19 protein-coding genes are annotated in these 15,965 nt (G+C 71.1%); 8 read left to right on the top strand and 11 right to left on the bottom strand.

The window, feature by feature from the left end; genetic code table 11:
* Window positions 1-46 precede the first annotated feature (46 nt).
* Both ACFYUZ_RS11625 and ACFYUZ_RS11630 read right to left on the bottom strand, forming a co-directional pair.
* Window positions 47-1,012: a zinc-binding dehydrogenase gene (locus ACFYUZ_RS11625; RefSeq protein WP_030688786.1), complete on the bottom strand. Its 966-nt coding sequence runs from the start codon at window positions 1,010-1,012 to the stop codon at window positions 47-49.
* Between the two features lie 195 nt (window positions 1,013-1,207).
* Complete coding sequence (locus tag ACFYUZ_RS11630; protein WP_389307914.1) at window positions 1,208-2,416, bottom strand: NADP-dependent malic enzyme; 1,209 nt, start codon at window positions 2,414-2,416, stop codon at window positions 1,208-1,210.
* 536 nt (window positions 2,417-2,952) lie between these two features.
* On the opposite strand from ACFYUZ_RS11630, the gene ACFYUZ_RS11635 reads away from it, so the two are divergent.
* The 3 genes from ACFYUZ_RS11635 to ACFYUZ_RS11645 are packed head-to-tail and all read left to right on the top strand — an operon-like array spanning window position 2,953 to window position 5,664.
* Window positions 2,953-3,918, top strand: coding sequence for an ABC transporter substrate-binding protein (locus ACFYUZ_RS11635; RefSeq protein WP_389307916.1), 966 nt, complete (start codon window positions 2,953-2,955; stop codon window positions 3,916-3,918).
* Window positions 3,919-3,949: 31 nt separating this feature from the next.
* Window positions 3,950-4,900, top strand: a complete 951-nt coding sequence (locus ACFYUZ_RS11640) for an amino acid ABC transporter permease (RefSeq protein ID WP_389307918.1) — start codon at window positions 3,950-3,952, stop codon at window positions 4,898-4,900.
* Window positions 4,897-5,664 (top strand): amino acid ABC transporter ATP-binding protein, encoded by a 768-nt coding sequence (locus ACFYUZ_RS11645; protein ID WP_389307920.1) that lies wholly within the window; start codon window positions 4,897-4,899, stop codon window positions 5,662-5,664. The genes ACFYUZ_RS11640 and ACFYUZ_RS11645 overlap by 4 nt, the downstream gene beginning before the upstream one ends.
* A 58-nt stretch (window positions 5,665-5,722) precedes the next feature.
* Here ACFYUZ_RS11645 and ACFYUZ_RS11650 read toward each other — a convergent pair whose 3' ends face one another.
* Window positions 5,723-6,472, bottom strand: a complete 750-nt coding sequence (locus ACFYUZ_RS11650; protein ID WP_389307922.1) for a class I SAM-dependent methyltransferase — start codon at window positions 6,470-6,472, stop codon at window positions 5,723-5,725.
* A 94-nt stretch (window positions 6,473-6,566) separates the two neighbouring features.
* Between ACFYUZ_RS11650 and ACFYUZ_RS11655 the strand changes: the two genes are divergently transcribed.
* The gene (locus ACFYUZ_RS11655; RefSeq protein ID WP_389307924.1) at window positions 6,567-7,187 is read left to right on the top strand and encodes a CGNR zinc finger domain-containing protein; all 621 of its coding nucleotides are present in this window, start codon (window positions 6,567-6,569) and stop codon (window positions 7,185-7,187) included.
* Here ACFYUZ_RS11655 and sodX read toward each other — a convergent pair.
* Window positions 7,100-7,525: a nickel-type superoxide dismutase maturation protease gene (gene sodX, locus ACFYUZ_RS11660; protein WP_389307926.1), complete on the bottom strand. Its 426-nt coding sequence runs from the start codon at window positions 7,523-7,525 to the stop codon at window positions 7,100-7,102. The genes ACFYUZ_RS11655 and sodX overlap by 88 nt on opposite strands.
* 162 nt (window positions 7,526-7,687) lie before the next feature.
* Here sodX and sodN point away from each other — a divergent pair, with 162 nt between their 5' ends.
* Window positions 7,688-8,083 carry a superoxide dismutase, Ni gene (gene sodN, locus ACFYUZ_RS11665; protein WP_030688769.1) on the top strand — a complete coding sequence of 132 codons (396 nt, stop codon included), beginning with the start codon at window positions 7,688-7,690 and terminating at the stop codon, window positions 8,081-8,083.
* 61 nt (window positions 8,084-8,144) lie between these two features.
* On the opposite strand, the gene ACFYUZ_RS11670 is transcribed toward sodN, so the two are convergent.
* On the bottom strand, window positions 8,145-8,630 hold the full coding sequence (locus tag ACFYUZ_RS11670) for a GNAT family N-acetyltransferase (protein WP_389307928.1): 486 nt from the start codon (window positions 8,628-8,630) through the stop codon (window positions 8,145-8,147).
* Window positions 8,627-9,595 carry a LysR substrate-binding domain-containing protein gene (locus ACFYUZ_RS11675; RefSeq protein ID WP_389307930.1) on the bottom strand — a complete coding sequence of 323 codons (969 nt, stop codon included), beginning with the start codon at window positions 9,593-9,595 and terminating at the stop codon, window positions 8,627-8,629. The genes ACFYUZ_RS11670 and ACFYUZ_RS11675 overlap by 4 nt, the downstream gene beginning before the upstream one ends.
* 185 nt (window positions 9,596-9,780) lie before the next feature.
* Between ACFYUZ_RS11675 and snpA the strand changes: the two genes are divergently transcribed.
* Window positions 9,781-10,443: a snapalysin gene (snpA, locus tag ACFYUZ_RS11680; RefSeq protein ID WP_389307932.1), complete on the top strand. Its 663-nt coding sequence runs from the start codon at window positions 9,781-9,783 to the stop codon at window positions 10,441-10,443.
* A 58-nt stretch (window positions 10,444-10,501) separates the two neighbouring features.
* Here the strand turns inward: snpA and ACFYUZ_RS11685 are convergent, their stop codons facing one another.
* The 3 genes from ACFYUZ_RS11685 to ACFYUZ_RS11695 are packed head-to-tail and all read right to left on the bottom strand — an operon-like array spanning window position 10,502 to window position 11,827.
* Entirely contained in the window at window positions 10,502-10,921 is a 420-nt protein-coding gene (locus ACFYUZ_RS11685; protein ID WP_389307934.1) for a DUF6304 family protein, read from the bottom strand.
* A 42-nt stretch (window positions 10,922-10,963) separates the two neighbouring features.
* Window positions 10,964-11,203, bottom strand: coding sequence for a hypothetical protein (locus ACFYUZ_RS11690; RefSeq protein WP_389307936.1), 240 nt, complete (start codon window positions 11,201-11,203; stop codon window positions 10,964-10,966).
* Window positions 11,204-11,245: 42 nt separating this feature from the next.
* Window positions 11,246-11,827: a dihydrofolate reductase family protein gene (locus tag ACFYUZ_RS11695; protein WP_389307938.1), complete on the bottom strand. Its 582-nt coding sequence runs from the start codon at window positions 11,825-11,827 to the stop codon at window positions 11,246-11,248.
* Window positions 11,828-11,931: 104 nt separating this feature from the next.
* Between ACFYUZ_RS11695 and ACFYUZ_RS11700 the strand changes: the two genes are divergently transcribed.
* Complete coding sequence (locus ACFYUZ_RS11700) at window positions 11,932-12,507, top strand: TetR/AcrR family transcriptional regulator (protein WP_389307940.1); 576 nt, start codon at window positions 11,932-11,934, stop codon at window positions 12,505-12,507.
* A 22-nt stretch (window positions 12,508-12,529) separates the two neighbouring features.
* Here the strand turns inward: ACFYUZ_RS11700 and ACFYUZ_RS11705 are convergent, their stop codons facing one another.
* Together ACFYUZ_RS11705 and ACFYUZ_RS11710 are read right to left on the bottom strand one after the other, a co-directional pair.
* Entirely contained in the window at window positions 12,530-13,579 is a 1,050-nt protein-coding gene (locus ACFYUZ_RS11705) for a family 2 encapsulin nanocompartment cargo protein polyprenyl transferase (RefSeq protein ID WP_389307941.1), read from the bottom strand.
* A 112-nt stretch (window positions 13,580-13,691) separates the two neighbouring features.
* The gene (locus tag ACFYUZ_RS11710; RefSeq protein WP_389307943.1) at window positions 13,692-15,107 is read right to left on the bottom strand and encodes a family 2B encapsulin nanocompartment shell protein; all 1,416 of its coding nucleotides are present in this window, start codon (window positions 15,105-15,107) and stop codon (window positions 13,692-13,694) included.
* A 253-nt stretch (window positions 15,108-15,360) separates the two neighbouring features.
* Between ACFYUZ_RS11710 and ACFYUZ_RS11715 the strand changes: the two genes are divergently transcribed.
* Window positions 15,361-15,951, top strand: coding sequence for an N-acetylmuramoyl-L-alanine amidase (locus tag ACFYUZ_RS11715; protein ID WP_389307945.1), 591 nt, complete (start codon window positions 15,361-15,363; stop codon window positions 15,949-15,951).
* Window positions 15,952-15,965: the final 14 nt, after the last annotated feature.

Below are 15,965 nucleotides of genomic sequence, written 5' to 3' on the forward strand. Positions count from 1 at the left end.
CGTGCCGGAGATCCCATCAGGTCGGGCGACCTGTATCAAGAGGTCGTCACGAGGTCTTCAGGACGATCTTTCCGAAGAGCTCGCCGGAGGCCATCTTCTCGAAGCCCTCCCGCGCCCGGTCCAGCGGCAGCACCTCGTCGATCACCGGACGGAGGCCCGTCGCCGCGCAGAACGACAGGAGGTCCTCCAGCTCGTCCTTGGAGCCCATCGTCGAGCCGACGACCTTCAGCTCCAGGAAGAAGATCCGGGTCAGCTCGGCGTGCGAGGGGCGGTCACCGCTCGTGGCGCCCGAGATGACGAGCGTGCCGCCGGGCCGGAGCGACTTGACCGAGTGCGACCAGGTGGCGGCGCCGACGGTCTCGATGACGGCGTCCACGCGCTGCGGGAGCCGCGCGCCCGGCTCGTACGCCTCGACGGCGCCGAGCTCGACGGCCCGCTTCCGCTTGGCCTCGTCGCGGCTGGTGGCGAAGACCCGCAGGCCGGCCGCCTTGCCGAGGGCGATCGCGGCGGTGGCGACGCCGCCGCCCGCTCCCTGCACGAGCACGGAGTCGCCGGGGCGCACGCCGGCGTTGGTGAAGAGCATGCGGTAGGCGGTCAGCCAGGCGGTGGGGAGGCAGGCGGCCTCCTCGAAGGACAGCTCCTTCGGCTTGCGCAGCACGTTCCAGCTGGGGACGGTCACCCGCTCGGCGAAGGTGCCCTGGTAACGCTCGGTGAGGATGGACCGGGGCTCGTCGGGACCGACGCCGTGGCCCGTCTGGCCGATGACGGAGTGCAGGACGACCTCGTTGCCGTCCTCGTCGATGCCGGCGGCGTCGCAGCCGAGGATCATCGGCAGCTTCTCCTCGGGCAGTCCGACCCCGCGCAGCGACCACAGGTCGTGGTGGTTGAGCGAGGCGGCCTTGACGGTGACGGTGGTCCACCCCGGCCGCGCCTCGGGTTCGGGGCGTTCCCCCAATTCGAGGCCGTTCAGGGGCTGGTCGCGGTCGATTCGGGCAGCGTAGGCAGCGAACATGGCCCCGACCCTAGGCCGCCGCCGGTGGGCGGCGGAACCACGCACCCGTGTGACCCGTGTCGCCTGGACAGCACGCGCCGGCACCCCCTCCTCCCGTACGCCCCGTACGCCGAAGGGCCCCGTCCCGGCGTGCGGAACGGGGCCCTTCGGCATGGCGGGGCGCGTCAGAGGTGACCGCGCGGCCGGGTGGGCGCGTCAGCGGCGGGCGACGCCCTCGGCGCGGGCGGCGGCGGCGACCGCGGCCGCGACGGCCGGGGCGACCCGCTCGTCGAACGGCGACGGGATCACGCAGTCGGCGGCGAGCTGGTCGCCGACCACGTCCGCGATGGCGTTGGCCGCGGCGATCTTCATGCCCTCGGTGATCCGGGAGGCCCGGACCTGGAGCGCGCCGGCGAAGATGCCGGGGAACGCGAGGACGTTGTTGATCTGGTTCGGGTAGTCCGAACGGCCGGTCGCCACGACGGCCGCGTACTTGTGCGCGACGTCGGGGTGGACCTCGGGGTTCGGGTTGGCCATGGCGAACACGAAGGCGTTCGGCGCCATGGCGGCGACCGCCTCCTCGGGGACCGTGCCGCCGGAGACGCCGATGAAGACGTCCGCGCCGGCCAGGGCGCTCTCCAGGGAGCCGGTGAGGCCCGCCTTGTTCGTGAGCTCGGCGATCTCGCGCTTGACGTCCGTGAGGTCGTCGCGGTCGCGGCTGACGATGCCCTTGCGGTCGGCGACGCAGACGTCGCCGAGGCCGGCCTCCAGGAGGAACTTCGCGATGGCCACACCGGCCGCACCGGCGCCGGAGATGACACCGCGCAGGTCGCCGAGGGTCCGGCCGGTCAGCTTCGCCGCGTTGCGCAGGGCGGCGAGGGTGACGATGGCGGTGCCGTGCTGGTCGTCGTGGAAGACGGGGATGTCGAGGCGCTCCTGGAGCTTGCGCTCGATCTCGAAGCACCGCGGGGCCGAGATGTCCTCCAGGTTCACGCCGCCGAAGGACGGGGCGAGCCGGACGACGGTCTCGACGATCTCGTCGGTGTCGGTGGTGGCCAGGGCGATCGGGACCGCGTCCACGCCGCCGAACTGCTTGAAGAGGATGGCCTTCCCCTCCATGACCGGGAGGGAGGCCTCCGGGCCGATGTCGCCGAGGCCGAGCACGGCCGTGCCGTCGGTCACGACCGCGACGACCTGGGACTTCCAGGTGTAGTCGTTGACCAGCTCGGGCTGCTCGGCGATGGCGGTGCACACCTTGGCGACGCCGGGCGTGTACGCGAGGGACAGGTCGTCCTTGTCCCGGAGGGGGACGGTGGCCGCCACGGCCATCTTGCCGCCCCGGTGAAGGGCGAAGACGGGATCGAAGGGCTCCTCGGGAGCTTCCGTGCCGCTGTCGTTGTGAGGATTGACGATTTCCGCTGCCATTGGGTTGACCCCTTGAGTCTGCTGCATTTGAGGGTTGGCCGCTCCTGGTGTGGAGCGGTGGGCGGGTCCCGCGGCCGCCGTGTCTGGCAGCCGCGCGGGCGCGCCGCACAACGCGCCCTGAGCCCCGGATGAGGGGTGTAAGGATCCTTCTTACCGGACGGACGGCACCGCAGACGAGTTCATATCCGTTCGGTGACGCGACTCATACCGAGTGCATCCGGACGGGGACGGAGATCGACACGTCACCCGATGTCCCGATAGATGGTTTCCGCACCCGATTGGCGGCCTTCCACTCGTCCGAATGGCGAGATGAACCGCAGATTTTCCGGTGAGGGGGAAAGGATTCCGCAGAAGATGCGGCCCTGATGTACCGGCCTGTCGGGATTTCGGGGTCACCCGTTACCCGATTTTGACATCCGAGGCCGTCGGTTTGTGGCAGTCCGAATGGCAAGATGCCGTAATCACACGAGGTCGCGACACTCGAAGGTGTGTACGCGACCACCTGGCAGCACTTCACACGCCGGAGGAACCCGACCATGACCGCACGCTCCACGCGCTGTACGACCGCCAAGACCCGCACGTCCCGTCTTGCCGCGGTCGCCGCCATCGCGGTCGCCGGCTCGATGGTGCTGACCGCCTGCGGCGACCAGACCGAGAGCGGCTCGACCAAGGAAGGCGGCTCGTCCTCCGCCGCCGCCAGCAAGGCCCCTCTCTTCTCGAAGCTCCCCGCCGACATCCAGAAGGCGGGCGTCATCAAGGTCGGCACGGACGCCTCGTACGCCCCGATGGAGTTCACCGAGGGCGGCAAGATCGTCGGTGTCGACCCGGACCTGGGGCAGGCCCTCAGCAAGCAGCTCGGCGTCAAGCTCGAGTTCGTCTCGGGCACCTTCGACGGTCTGATCACCTCGATCTACACCGGCCGTCAGCAGCTGATCATGTCCTCGATGACGGACAACAAGAAGCGCCAGGAGGGCCTGGACGACAACGGGAAGAAGATCGGCAAGGGCATCGACTTCGTCGACTACTTCAGCTCCGGCGTCTCCCTGCTGGTCAAGAAGGGCAACCCGCAGGGCGTCAACTCCCTCGACGACCTCTGCGGCAAGACCGTCGCCGTCCAGCGCGGCACGATCTACGAGGACACCTTCAAGGCGCAGGCCACCAAGTGCGGCGACAAGAAGCTGACCATCCAGGCCTTCGACACCGACGCCGAGGCCCAGACCCGTGTGAAGGCGGGCGGCGCGGTCGCGGACCTGAACGACTACCCGGTCGCCTCGTACATCGCGAAGACCTCGGGCGGCGGCAACGACTTCGAGGTCGTCGGCAACCAGAGCGACGTCGGCCTCTTCGGCATCGGCGTCTCGAAGGACAACACCCAGCTGCGCGATGCCGTCAAGGAAGCGCTCGACGCGATCATCAAGGACGGCTCCTACGCCGAGGTCCTGAAGAAGTGGGACGTCGAGGGCAGCGCGGTCAAGTCGGCCACGATCAACGCCGGCAAGTGACCTCTCCTCGTACCACTGAAGGGCAGTCGTCATGACTGACAAGATCAGCAAGGACCCGGCCGCCGCTCCGGCCGGGCCCACCCCCTCGGGCGTCCCCTACGAGGCGATCAAGGCCATCCCCGTGCGGCACTACGGCCGCTGGGTCAGTGCCGTGGTGGTCGTCGTCCTCCTCGGGTGGCTCGTCTACGCCTTCTCCCAGGGCGACGTCGTCTGGGCCACGGTGTGGGACAAGGTGTTCGACCCCTCCGTCATCGACGGCATGTGGAACACCATCATCATCAGCATCGCGTCCATGGCGCTGGGCCTCGTCCTCGGCATCGTCTTCGCCGTGATGCGGCTCTCCAAGAACCCGGTGACCGGCGCGGTCGCCTGGCTCTACATCTGGTTCTTCCGCGGCACCCCGGTCTACGTCCAGCTGCTCGTCTGGTTCAACCTGTCGCTGATCTTCCACTACATCAACCTCGGGCCGATCTACAAGAACGAGACCGTGGACGTCATGACGCCGTTCATGGTCGCCCTGCTGGGCCTCGGCCTGAACGAGGGCGCCTACATGGCGGAGATCGTCCGCGCCGGCATCCAGTCGGTCGACGAGGGCCAGACCGAGGCGGCGCACGCGCTGGGCATGTCCTCGACGAAGACCATGGGCCGCATCGTGCTCCCGCAGGCCATGCGGGTGATCGTGCCGCCGACGGGCAACGAGTTCATCAACATGCTGAAGACCTCGTCCCTGGTCTCGGCCGTGCAGTACACCGAGCTCCTGCGCGCCTCGTCGAACATCGGCAACACGGCCGGCGCCGTCATGGAGATGCTCTTCGTCGCCTCCATCTGGTACCTGGCGCTGACCAGCGTGTTCAGCGTCGGCCAGTACTACCTGGAGCGCCGCTTCGCCCGCGGTTCGACGCGCAACCTGCCGCCCACCCCGTGGCAGCGCGTCAAGAAGAATGTGATCACGTTCAAGCGTTCCCCGGAGGCAACGGCATGACCGGTCAGCCCATGGTCAAGGCCGAAGGCGTCCACAAGTCCTACGGCCCGGCCCACATCCTCCGCGGCATCGACCTGGAGGTGCAGAACGGCGAGGTCTTCTGCCTCGTCGGCCCCTCCGGGTCCGGGAAGTCGACCTTCCTGCGCTGCATCAACCACCTGGAGCGCATCGACGGCGGCCGGCTGTCCGTCGACGGCGAGCTGGTGGGCTACAAGCAGAAGGGCGACAAGCTCTACGAGCTGAAGGACAGCGAGGTCGCGGTCCAGCGCCGTGACATCGGCATGGTCTTCCAGCGCTTCAACCTCTTCCCGCACATGACGGCCCTGGCCAACGTCATGGAGGCGCCCGTCCAGGTGAAGGGCGAGTCCAAGGCGGTGGCGCGCGAGCGGGCCGAGCGCCTGCTCGACCGGGTCGGCCTGCGGGACAAGATGGGGAACTACCCGTCCCAGCTCTCCGGCGGCCAGCAGCAGCGCGTGGCCATCGCCCGCGCGCTGGCGATGGAGCCGAAGCTGATGCTCTTCGACGAGCCGACCTCGGCGCTCGACCCGGAGCTCGTGGGTGACGTCCTCGACGTCATGCGGGACCTGGCCGAGTCGGGCATGACGATGATCGTCGTCACGCACGAGATGGGCTTCGCCCGGGAGGTCGGCGACTCGCTGGTCTTCATGGACGGCGGCGTGGTGGTCGAGGCCGGCAACCCGCGGGACGTCCTGACGAACCCGCAGCAGGACCGGACCAAGGCGTTCCTGTCCAAGGTGCTGTAGGACGCGGGAAAGGGGCGGTACGGGCAGGAGCCCGCACCGCCCCTTTCGCACACCGCGGCTACTTCACGGCGAGGACGAGGCTGTCGGAGGGCGACGCCCAGACCGTCCGGGCCTCGCCGAAGCCGGCGGCGCGGAGGGCCTCGGCGTGCCAGCCGGCCGAGGGGGCGTCGCCGTCGGCGTGCTCGCCGTAGATCTCGAAGCGGCGGGCGGTGGGCCCGGCGAGGACCGGGTCCGCCGCGGCGACGGCCCACCAGTCGGCCCAGTCGAGGACTCCGGCGGCCTTCTCCCGGTCCATGCGGGCGTGCCGCAGGGTGCGCTCGGCGGCGTTGATGCGGGGCGTGGACTCGTCGATCATGTGGTCGGCGTTCATGAAGACCCCGCCGTCGCGGACGAGACCGGCGAGCTGCCCGTAGAGGGCCGTCAGGGGCTCGCTGTGGAGCCAGTGGAGGGCGGTGGCGGTGAGGACGGCGTCGTACGAGTCGTACGGCAGGCTCGCGGCCCACGAGGGGTCCTTGAGGTCGGCGGTGACGAAGGCGACGCGCTCGTCGCCGGCGAAGGAGCCTTCGGCGATGGCGAGGAGGGCCGGGTCGAGGTCGACGCCGACGGCGGTCGCGTCGGGGAACCTCCGGAGCAGCCTGCTCGTGATACTCCCCGTACCGCACGCGAGGTCGAGGACGCGGGGCTTCGGCCCCACCAGCGCCTCGACCATGTCGAGCATCACGCCGAACCGCTCCTCCCGGTCCGGCATGTACCACTCCTGCTGTCGGTCCCAGCTCTGCTGCCAGGCCGCCCAGTCGGTTCCGGTCATGGTGGTTCCTCCCCGCCTTCGTAATACCCTCGAAGGGGAAACAGGCGTTACCCCTTCCGACCGAGACACTAGCCCGCCGAAGTAAGGACTACAAGTGGAATTGGCCCATTACTCGGACTTCGCCGTACGTCTGGTCAACACCGAGGAGCCGGCCCGCAACAAGGACGCGCTGACCTCCGTCGAGGTGCTCCGGGACCTCTTCGGCCCCGCCACCCAGATGGCCCGGCGGGTCACGGAGGCGGACCTACCGCGCTTCCGCACGGTGCGGGCCCGGCTGCGGGCGGTCTTCGCCGCGGCCGACGAGGGCGACCACACGGGGGCGGTGGACCTGCTGAACTCGCTCCTCCTGGAGTTCCCCGTCAGCCCGCAGATCTCCGGCCACGACACCCTCGACGAGGAGGGCCGGCCCCGGTGGCACATGCACCTCGCCGACCACTCCTCGAACGCGACCACGGGCTACGCCGCGATCTCCGCGATGGGCCTCGCCTTCCACCTGACGGAGTTCGGCGCGGACCGGCTCGGCCTCTGCCAGGCGCCGCCCTGCCGCAACGCCTACCTGGACACCTCCACCAACCGCTCCCGCCGCTACTGCTCGGACCGCTGCGCCACCCGCGCCAACGTCGCCGCCTACCGGGCCCGCAAACGCCTGGAGGCCGAGCGCACGGGCCTCACCGAGGACACCAGCCAGGAAAGCGTCACCCCCGGCGAACGCTGACGCCCCGGCGTCAGCGGCCGGTACCGCGCCCACACCCGCCCGAGAACCAGTTCGGGCGGTACGGCTCCGAAGACCCGGCTGTCCCCCTCGGCGTCCGGGTTGTCACCCAGCACCCACCAGCCGCCGTCGCGTCGCTCGATCAGCCGCTTCACGATGAGCAGATCCTGCTGGAGCGGATGCCGCAGCACGGCCACGCACCCGGCCCGCAGGCGCGCCCCGTACCGCACGAGCAGCTGGTCGCCGTGCAGCAGCGTGGGCACCATCGACACCCCCGTCACCTCGGCGATCCCGAACGGCGCACCGGCCTCGGCCACCCTCTCCCGCCCCGATTCCCTCATCCGGCACCTCCCGGCCCACGCCTGCCTCGCCTCGTCCACTCGTACACGAGTCCCATGGTGACCCTGGACTTTTGACCTAAGCCCCAGGGGGCGCCCGCGAAAACGCCCTTCTCACCGAGTAATGTCCCACCTGAGAAGACGATCACGAGGAAGGACGGCTCAATGCTCTCCCGCCTGTTTGCCCCCAAGGTGAAGGTCAGCGCCCACTGCGACCTCCCGTGCGGCGTGTACGACCCGGCCCAGGCCCGCATCGAGGCCGAGTCCGTCAAGGCTGTCCAGGAGAAGTACCTGGCCAACGACGACCCGCACTTCCGCGCGCGCGCCACGGTCATCAAGGAGCAGCGCGCCGAGCTCGCCAAGCACCACGTCTCGGTGCTCTGGAGCGACTACTTCAAGGCCCCGCACTTCGAGAAGTACCCCGAGCTCAACCAGCTGGTCAACGACACCCTGAAGGCCCTCTCGGCCGCCAAGGCGTCGACGGACCCGAAGACGGGCGAGAAGGCGCTGGAGCTCATCGCCGAGATCGACCGCATCTTCTGGGAGACGAAGAAGGCCTGACCTTCTGAATTCCCACTCGGAGGGGTGCGACCGCCCGGCGGTCGTACCCCTCCGGGCGTTTCTACGCCTCCGTCGGCAGGGTGTAGCGGCGCTTCTCCTTGGAGGTCGCCCCCAGGCGGTCGTAGAAGCGGATCGCGTCCTCGTTCCAGACGGGGGTCTGCCACTGGAGTTCCGGGAGGCCGAGGGCGCGGGCCTCGGTGCGGAGCGCCGCCATCAGGAGGGGGCCCAGGCCGTGGCCGCGGGAGGTCTCCGTGAGGTAGAGGCAGTCCATGTGGAGGTACTCCGTGCCGTCCCAGGTGGAGAGCTCCGGGGCGCAGGTGGCGTAGCCCGCGAGGGTGCCGTCGGGGAGGGCGGCGACGAAGCAGCGGAGGCGGGGGCGCCCGGGGCCGAAGAGGAGGCCGGCGAGGCGGTCCGCGAGGCCGGGGGCCGGGGGCGCGGCCTTCTCGTACGCGGCGTGCTCGGCGATCAGTTCGACGACCCGCGGCAGGTCCTCCGGGCGCGCCCGGCGGATCCCTGCCGCGCCCGGGGCTTCTTCGCGTTCGCTCATACGGCCATCATGCACGGTCCCACCGACAGCGTGGCCGTCGTGCCCTGGCGGCGGAGCCACTCGCGGTACGGGGCCGCCCGCAGGGCCACCTCCCGGTAGGCCGCCGCGAGTTCGGCGTACAGCACGTCCAGGGGCGCGTCGGGGCGCGCGTACAGCAGGAGCCGGACGCCCAGCGGGTCGCCGCGCAGGGGGCGGACGGCCATGTCCTCGCGCGGGGCCGAGGTGGGCTGGCAGGGGGCGACGGCCTCGCCGAGGACGATGAGCGAGGCGGCCGTGTGGTAGTCGCCGTGCAGCAGGGGCGGGTCGATGCCGGCGGCGTCGAGGACCCGTCGGAGGCCGTCCCACTCACCGTCGACGGTCGGGTCGACCATCCAGTGGTCGGCGGCGAGGTCGGCGAGGTCCACGACGGACCGGGCGGCCGCCGGGTGGTCGTGGGCCATGGAGATGAACTGCGGCTCGCGGGCGAGCAGGACCCGGCCGGTGAGGCCCTCGGGGACCCGCAGCGGGCAGCCCTCCACCTCGTGCACGAAGGCCACGTCGAGCTGTCCGGCGGCGACCGTGCGCAGCAGCGCGTTGGCGGAGACGTCCACCCGGAGGCCGACGTCCGTGCCGGGCAGCCGCTGCCGGAGCCGGCGCAGCCAGCCCGGGAGCGCCCGGCTGGCGGTGGAGCCGACGCGGAGCCCGGGCCCGTCGGCGCGGGCGGCCGCGGCCCGGGTCTCGGTGACGAGCGCGGCCATGTCGGCGACCAGGGGGCGGGCCCTGCTGAGCAGGGAGCGGCCGAGGGGGGTGGGGCGGCAGCCGGTGCGGCCCCGGGAGAAGAGTTCGGCGCCGAGGGAGTTCTCGATCCGTCGCAGCTGGGTGGTCAACGAGGGCTGGCTCATGCCCAGTTGCCGGGCCGCCTTGTGCAGGCTGCCCGTGTCCGCGATGGCGCAGAGCGCGCGCAGATGTCTCACCTCCAGCTCCATGCCCCCGAGGGTAGGACGGCTCCTTCGGTCGCACCAGACGCCCGAGAGGCTTCAATTCCCTTTCATTCCAAGGGAGTTGCCGCAGCTCGCCCCCGTGATGCGGTGGAGCTATCGGTGGTTGGCATCATCCCCGGACGGGCCGGCTCCCCCGAGACTCTCCCCGACACCAACAGGAGGAGCCCCCCATGCGTCACCCCAAGGTCCTCACCTCCGTGCTGACCGCCGCCCTCGGCATCGGCCTCGCCGCCTCCCTCGGCACGGCGCCGGCGGCAGCGGTCGGCACGGGCACCACCGGCACCTTCGGCACCACCGGCAACGCCGCTGTGGCGTACGCCGGTTCGGCCGAGGAGGCCAAGGCCAACAAGGCCTTCTTCGACGCCGTCGTGAAGTCGGTGGCGAAGAAGCGGGCCGCCACCCCCGGCGCGACCGCCGTCACCGTCGTCTACAGCGCCGCCAACGCGCCGAGCTTCCGCACCCAGATCGCCCGCTCCGCCCAGATATGGAACAGCTCGGTGGTGAACGTCCGGCTCGTCGAGGGCAGCAACCCGGACTTCGCCTACTACGAGGGCAACGACTCCCGTGGCTCGTACGCCAGCACCGACGGCCACGGCAGCGGCTACATCTTCCTCGACTACCGGCAGAACCAGCAGTACAACTCGACCCGGGTCACCGCCCACGAGACCGGGCACGTGCTCGGGCTGCCGGACCACTACAGCGGCCCGTGCAGCGAGTTGATGTCGGGCGGCGGCCCCGGCACGTCCTGCCAGAACGCCCAGCCGAACGCGCAGGAGCGCTCCCGCGTCGACCAGCTGTGGCGTTACGGTCTCGCCTCCGCGTTCAAGGGCTGACCGGATCCGCGCGCGTACGGCGGCGGCGCCCCCTCCCCGGGGCGCCGCCGTCCCGGTCTCAGGCCGCCTGGAGGAGCCTGCGGCCGAAGTCCGCGCCGGGCGGCAGCTGGCGCCGCACCCGCTCGAGGGCTTCCTCGAAGTCGCCCCCCGCGACGCACGCCTCGAAGGCGGCGCCGCCGTAGTGCAGCGTCAGGCTGAGGTCGGCACGCTCGCCGAGCGTCAGCAGGCAGGCCAGCGTGGCCTGCTGGGCGGCGCCGTCCACGACGACGGGGAGCGGCAGGTCCCACTCCAGGACGCAGCCCGTGAGGGTCCGTCCGCCCCCGTCGGCGGCGCTGAGCGCGGCGAAGCCCTCGCCCGTGTACTCGACACCCCTGATCCGGGTGGCGACGCGCCGCCCGTCGGCCGTGATGACGATCGCTTCCGCGCCGTTGCGGTCCCGGTACCAGCCGGTCCAGACTTCTGTCGACTCCGATGACATGCGCGGACTGTAGCCGCATCGCGGGCTTCGCCGCGCGTCCGGTCACCCAGGGGCCGGACTTCTCCCGATCTCGCCGTTCTTGCCGGTCACGTGCGTGGTAGCGGCTTCCGCCCCCTCGTGGAGCGGGCAGTCGGGATTGCGGCAGGGCTGCACCTCCCACTCCGGCACCCAGGCCCCGAGGACCTTGTGCCGGGTGGCCACCGTGCCGAGCGGTCCGCCGCAGGCCGGGCAGTGGTGCTCGGCCAGGGGGTCCCGCGTCGTGCGAGGCGTCTCCTCACCCATGCATCCAGGGTAGGACGCCCCGCGCGACGCCGCCCGCCATCGCTACCGCTTCCTGGTGTACGTGCGGACGAGCACGCCGTTCCCGAAGGCGCGGACGTCGCCCAGCTCGAAGTCCCGGGGCTCGAAGCCGGCGCCGAACATCGGCATGCCGGTGCCGTAGACCTGCGGGTACGTCTTGATGACCAGCTCGTCGATCTCCTCGATGAGCTCGCCGGCGATGGTGGAGCCGCCGCAGAGGTAGATGCCCAGGGGGCTGTCCTCGGCCTTGAGCTCGCGGACCCGGCCCACCAGGTCGTCGGCGATCAGCTCGACGTTGGGGTGGGGCGACTCGGTGAGCGAGCGGGTGACGACGAACTCGCGCAGGTGGTTGTACGGGCTGGTGACGCCGATGTCGAGGGCGAGCTGGTACGACCGCCTGCCCTGGATGAGGGTGTCGTAGTGCTTGTTCTCGGCGTCGACCCCGAACATCTCCCGCGCGTGCGTCGGGACGGTCTCGGGGTACTCCGCGTTCATGGCCGCCAGGTACTCCCCGGTCGTGAACTTGAACATGGAACTGGCGTCGCCCTCGGGGTCGCCGATGAAGCCGTCGATGGTGCAGGCGATGTAGTACGTGAGCTTGCGCAAGCCGGTCCTCTTCGTCTCAGGAGTGCGGCTGCGTTCGCAACCACGACAGCTATAGTGCTTCACCTGTAGTGGTTACGCAAGACGTTTCTTCGAGGGAGTCCGACATGGTGAGAAACCCGGAGCGCCGCACGAGCCTGCTCGACGCCGCGATCGAGGTCCTGGCAGACGAAGGCGCCCGCGGGCTGACCTTCCGGGCGGTCGACGCCCGGGCGGGGGTCCCCACGGGCACCTCGTCCAACTACTTCAGCGACCGCGACCAGCTGCTCTCCCAGGTGGGCGACCGGATCTTCGTCCGGCTGACCCCGGACCCGGACGACGCCGCGGCCGCCATGGCCCCCGAGCCCAGCCGGGAGCTGGTGCTCGACCTGATGCGCTGGATCGCCCGGCGGCTGGCCGCCGAGCGCACCTGCTACCTCGGGCTCTTCGAGCTCCGCCTCGAAGCCGTCCGCAGGCCCGAGCTGAGGAACCAGCTCACCAAGGTGCTCCGCTCCGACCTGGACGCGAACATCCAGGGGCACCTCGCCGCCGGGATGCCCGGGGACGCGGACACGGTCCGGCTGCTGTACTTCGCCCTCACCGGACTGCTCCTCGACCACTTCACCGTCCCCGGGATCCTCGGCGACCGGGACCTGAACGACATGATCGAGACCGTGGTCACCCGGATCGTCCCGGAGGCGTGACCGGATCGCCCCGGAGGCGTGATCAGCGCGTGCGCCGCGTGACGTACTCCGCGAGGGCGAGCAGGTCCTCCGCCGCCGCCAGATCCGGCACCGCCTGCGCCAGGTGCTCGACGGCACGGCCCATGCGCTCGGCCGCCTGGGCCTGCGCCCAGTCACGGCCGCCGGCCCGCTCGACGGCGTCCGCCGCCGCCCGTACCGCCGCCGCGTCGAGGGTCGGCCGGGAGTACAGCTCGGCCAGTTCCTCCCCCGCGGGGGTGCCGGAGGTGAGCGCCGCCACCACGGGGAGCGACTTCTTGTGGGCGACGAGGTCGGCGCCGGCCGGCTTGCCCGTGCGCTCCGGGTCGCCCCAGATGCCGATGAGGTCGTCGATCAGCTGGAAGGCGAGACCGGCCTCCCGGCCGAAGGCGTCCATCGCCGCGACCTCCTCCTCCCCCGCGCCCGCGTAGAGCGCGCCGAGGGCGCAGGAACAGCCGAGCAGGGCGCCGGTCTTGGCGGTGGCCATGGTCAGGCACTCGTCGAGGGAGACCTCGCGCGGGTCGCGCTGCTCGAAGGCGCAGTCGGCCTGCTGTCCGGCGCAGAGCTCGATGATGCAGGCGGCGAGGCGCGCGGAGGCCGCCGCGGAGGCCGGGTGCGGGTCCTCGGCGAGCAGCCGCAGGGCCAGCGCGCTCATCGCGTCGCCGGCCATGAGGGCGTCGGGGATGCCGAAGACGGTCCAGGCGGTGGGCCGGTGCCGGCGGGTCGGGTCCTCGTCGACGATGTCGTCGTGGAGCAGGGTGAAGTTGTGCGCGAGCTCCACCGCCGCCGCGGCCTTCACGGCCCGGGTCTCGTCGGCGCCGAGGGCGCGGGCCGCCGCGAGGACCAGGGCGGGCCGGATCGCCTTCCCCGGCTGTCCCGCGTCCGGGGTGCCGTCGGCGCGCTCCCAGCCGAAGTGGTACATCGCCACCCGCCGTATGGAGCCGGGCAGGGACTCGACGGTCGAGCGCAGTTGGGGATTGACGGCGGTGCGCGTCCGGTCGAGGAGCGTCACGGCCCCCTGCCCGTCGGCGACGGCGTCCGTGCTGGTCGTGGTCACGGTCTTTTCCTTCGCATCCTTCACGGCGGTCCCGCACGGCGGTTCTTCGCCGCGCCGGGCCGGGTGCTCCCGGGGGCGGGCGGGTTCGGCCCCCGCCCCCGGCGCCGCCGGCTCAGCGCCAGCGGCTGACCTCGACGTTCTCCAGGACGCCGAGGGCGTCCGGGACGAGGACCGCCGCCGAGTAGTAGGCCGTGACCAGGTAGGAGATGATCGCCTGCTCGTCGATGCCCATGAAGCGGACGGAGAGGCTGGGCTCGATCTCGTCGGGGAGGCCGGTCTGGTGCAGACCGATGACGCCCTGGTCGGCCTCGCCGGTGCGCATGCAGATGATCGAGGTGGTCCGGGCGTCCGAGACCGGGATCTTGTTGCAGGGGTAGATCGGCACGCCGCGCCAGGTCGGGATGCGGTTGCCCGCGATCTCGATCGTCTCGGGGACGAGTCCGCGCTTGTTGAGCTCGCGGCCGAAGGCGGCGATGGCGCGGGGGTGGGCGAGGAACATCTTGGAGCCCCGGCGGCGGGAGAGCAGCTCGTCCATGTCGTCCGGGCTGGGGACGCCGTCGTGCGGCTGGAGCCGCTGCCCGTAGTCGCAGTTGGCGAGGAGGCCGAACTCCCTGTTGTTGACGAGCTCGTGCTCCTGGCGCTCGCGGAGCGCCTCGACCGTGAGCCGCAACTGCTGCTCGGTCTGGTTCATCGGCTGGTTGTAGAGGTCGGCGACGCGGCTGTGGACCTTCAGCACGGTCTGGGCGACGCTCAGCTCGTACTCGCGGGGCGAGGCGTCGTAGTCGACGTAGGTGTGCGGGACGACCGCCTCGCCGACGTGGCCGGCGGAGAGGTCGATGGCCGCCTCGCCGTACGTGTTGGTGCGCTGCTCGGGCGTCGAGGACACGCTCGCGAGGTGGGCGGCGAGCGAGCCGGCGCGCTCCGCGAGGTTCCGTACGTCGTCCCGGGTGAGCTCCAGGACCGTGCAGGCGGTGGCGGCCCGGGCGGTCCAGTCCCAGGTGGCGTCCCGCTGGAGCAGGGCGTCCTCGCCGAGGTAGGCGCCGTCGGCGAGGACGCCGAGCACGGCCTCGTCGCCGTAGGGTCCCTCGCCGATCTGCTCGATGCGGCCGTGCGCGAGGAGGTACACCCGGTCGGTGGGGGCGCCCGCCACGGCGATGGTCTCGCCCGCCGCGTACTCCCGCTGGGTGCAGCGGGCCGCGAGCTCGGTCAGCGCGGCCTCGTCCTCGTAGCCGCGCAGTGCGGGGAGTTCGCCGAGTTCGGCCGGGATCACCGCGACGCGCTCTCCGGTCTGGACGAAGGTGACGCGACCGTCGCCCACGGAGTAGCTGAGCCTCCGGTTCACCCGGTACGTACCACCCTGCACCTGGACCCACGGCAGCGTCCGCAGCAGCCACCGGGAGGTGATCTCCTGCATCTGCGGGGCCGACTTGGTGGTCGTGGCGAGGTTCCGCGCGGCGGCGGTGCCGAGACTCTGCTGCGGGGCCTGCTGCTCCGCGCGGACCTCGCCGTCAACCGAACCAACGGACATGGAACTCCCTCTCGTATGACTGAGTTGCGAGAGAAGCCTTTCAGCACGGAACGTGTCGGCGCCATTACACATTCGGGTGGGACTGTTCGACGATCTTCGGGGCATGTCACGTGATTTCCATCCGAACAGCGCAGCCCCACCCGTCTCCTGACGTTCTGTCCGGAACGGCTCGCACACGGTCCGAACGGATGGCGGCGGAGCGGCGGAGTCCGGTACTCCGGAAGCTCACCCCGCCCTCCGGAAGGAGTCGGTCATGGCCTCACCCATGTCCGCGAACAGGTTCCTCGGCGCGCTGCGCGGCGAGGGCCTCGCGGTCGTCCAGGTCGGCGACTGGTCCACCCACAACCGCAACCACAAGGGCCCCTGGGGCCCGGTGCACGGCGTGATGATCCACCACACCGTGACCCGCGGCACCGCCCGGACCGTCCGGATCTGCCGGGACGGTTACGAGTCCCTCCCGGGACCCCTCTGTCACGGCGTGATCGCCAAGGACGGCACGGTCCACCTCGTCGGCTACGGGCGCGCCAACCACGCGGGGCTCGGCGACGACGAGGTCCTCCGGGCGGTCATCGCCGAGCGGCGGCTGCCGCCGGACGACGAGGCCACCACGGACGGCAACCGGCACTTCTACGGCTTCGAGTGCGAGAACCTCGGCGACGGCGAGGACCCGTGGCCGAAGGTCCAGCTGGAGGCCATCGCGAAGGCGGCGGCCGCCGTCTGCCGGGTGCACGGCTGGACGCACCGCTCGGTCATCGGGCACCGGGAGTGGCAGCCGGGCAAGGTGGACCCGCGCGGGTTCACGATGGCGTCGATGCGGGAGCGGATCGCCGACCTGCTGCGCTGATCCCGGGGCGTCCC

Source organism: Streptomyces sp. NPDC004266 (genome assembly GCF_042874095.1).
Classification (GTDB): Bacteria; Actinomycetota; Actinomycetes; order Streptomycetales; family Streptomycetaceae; genus Streptomyces.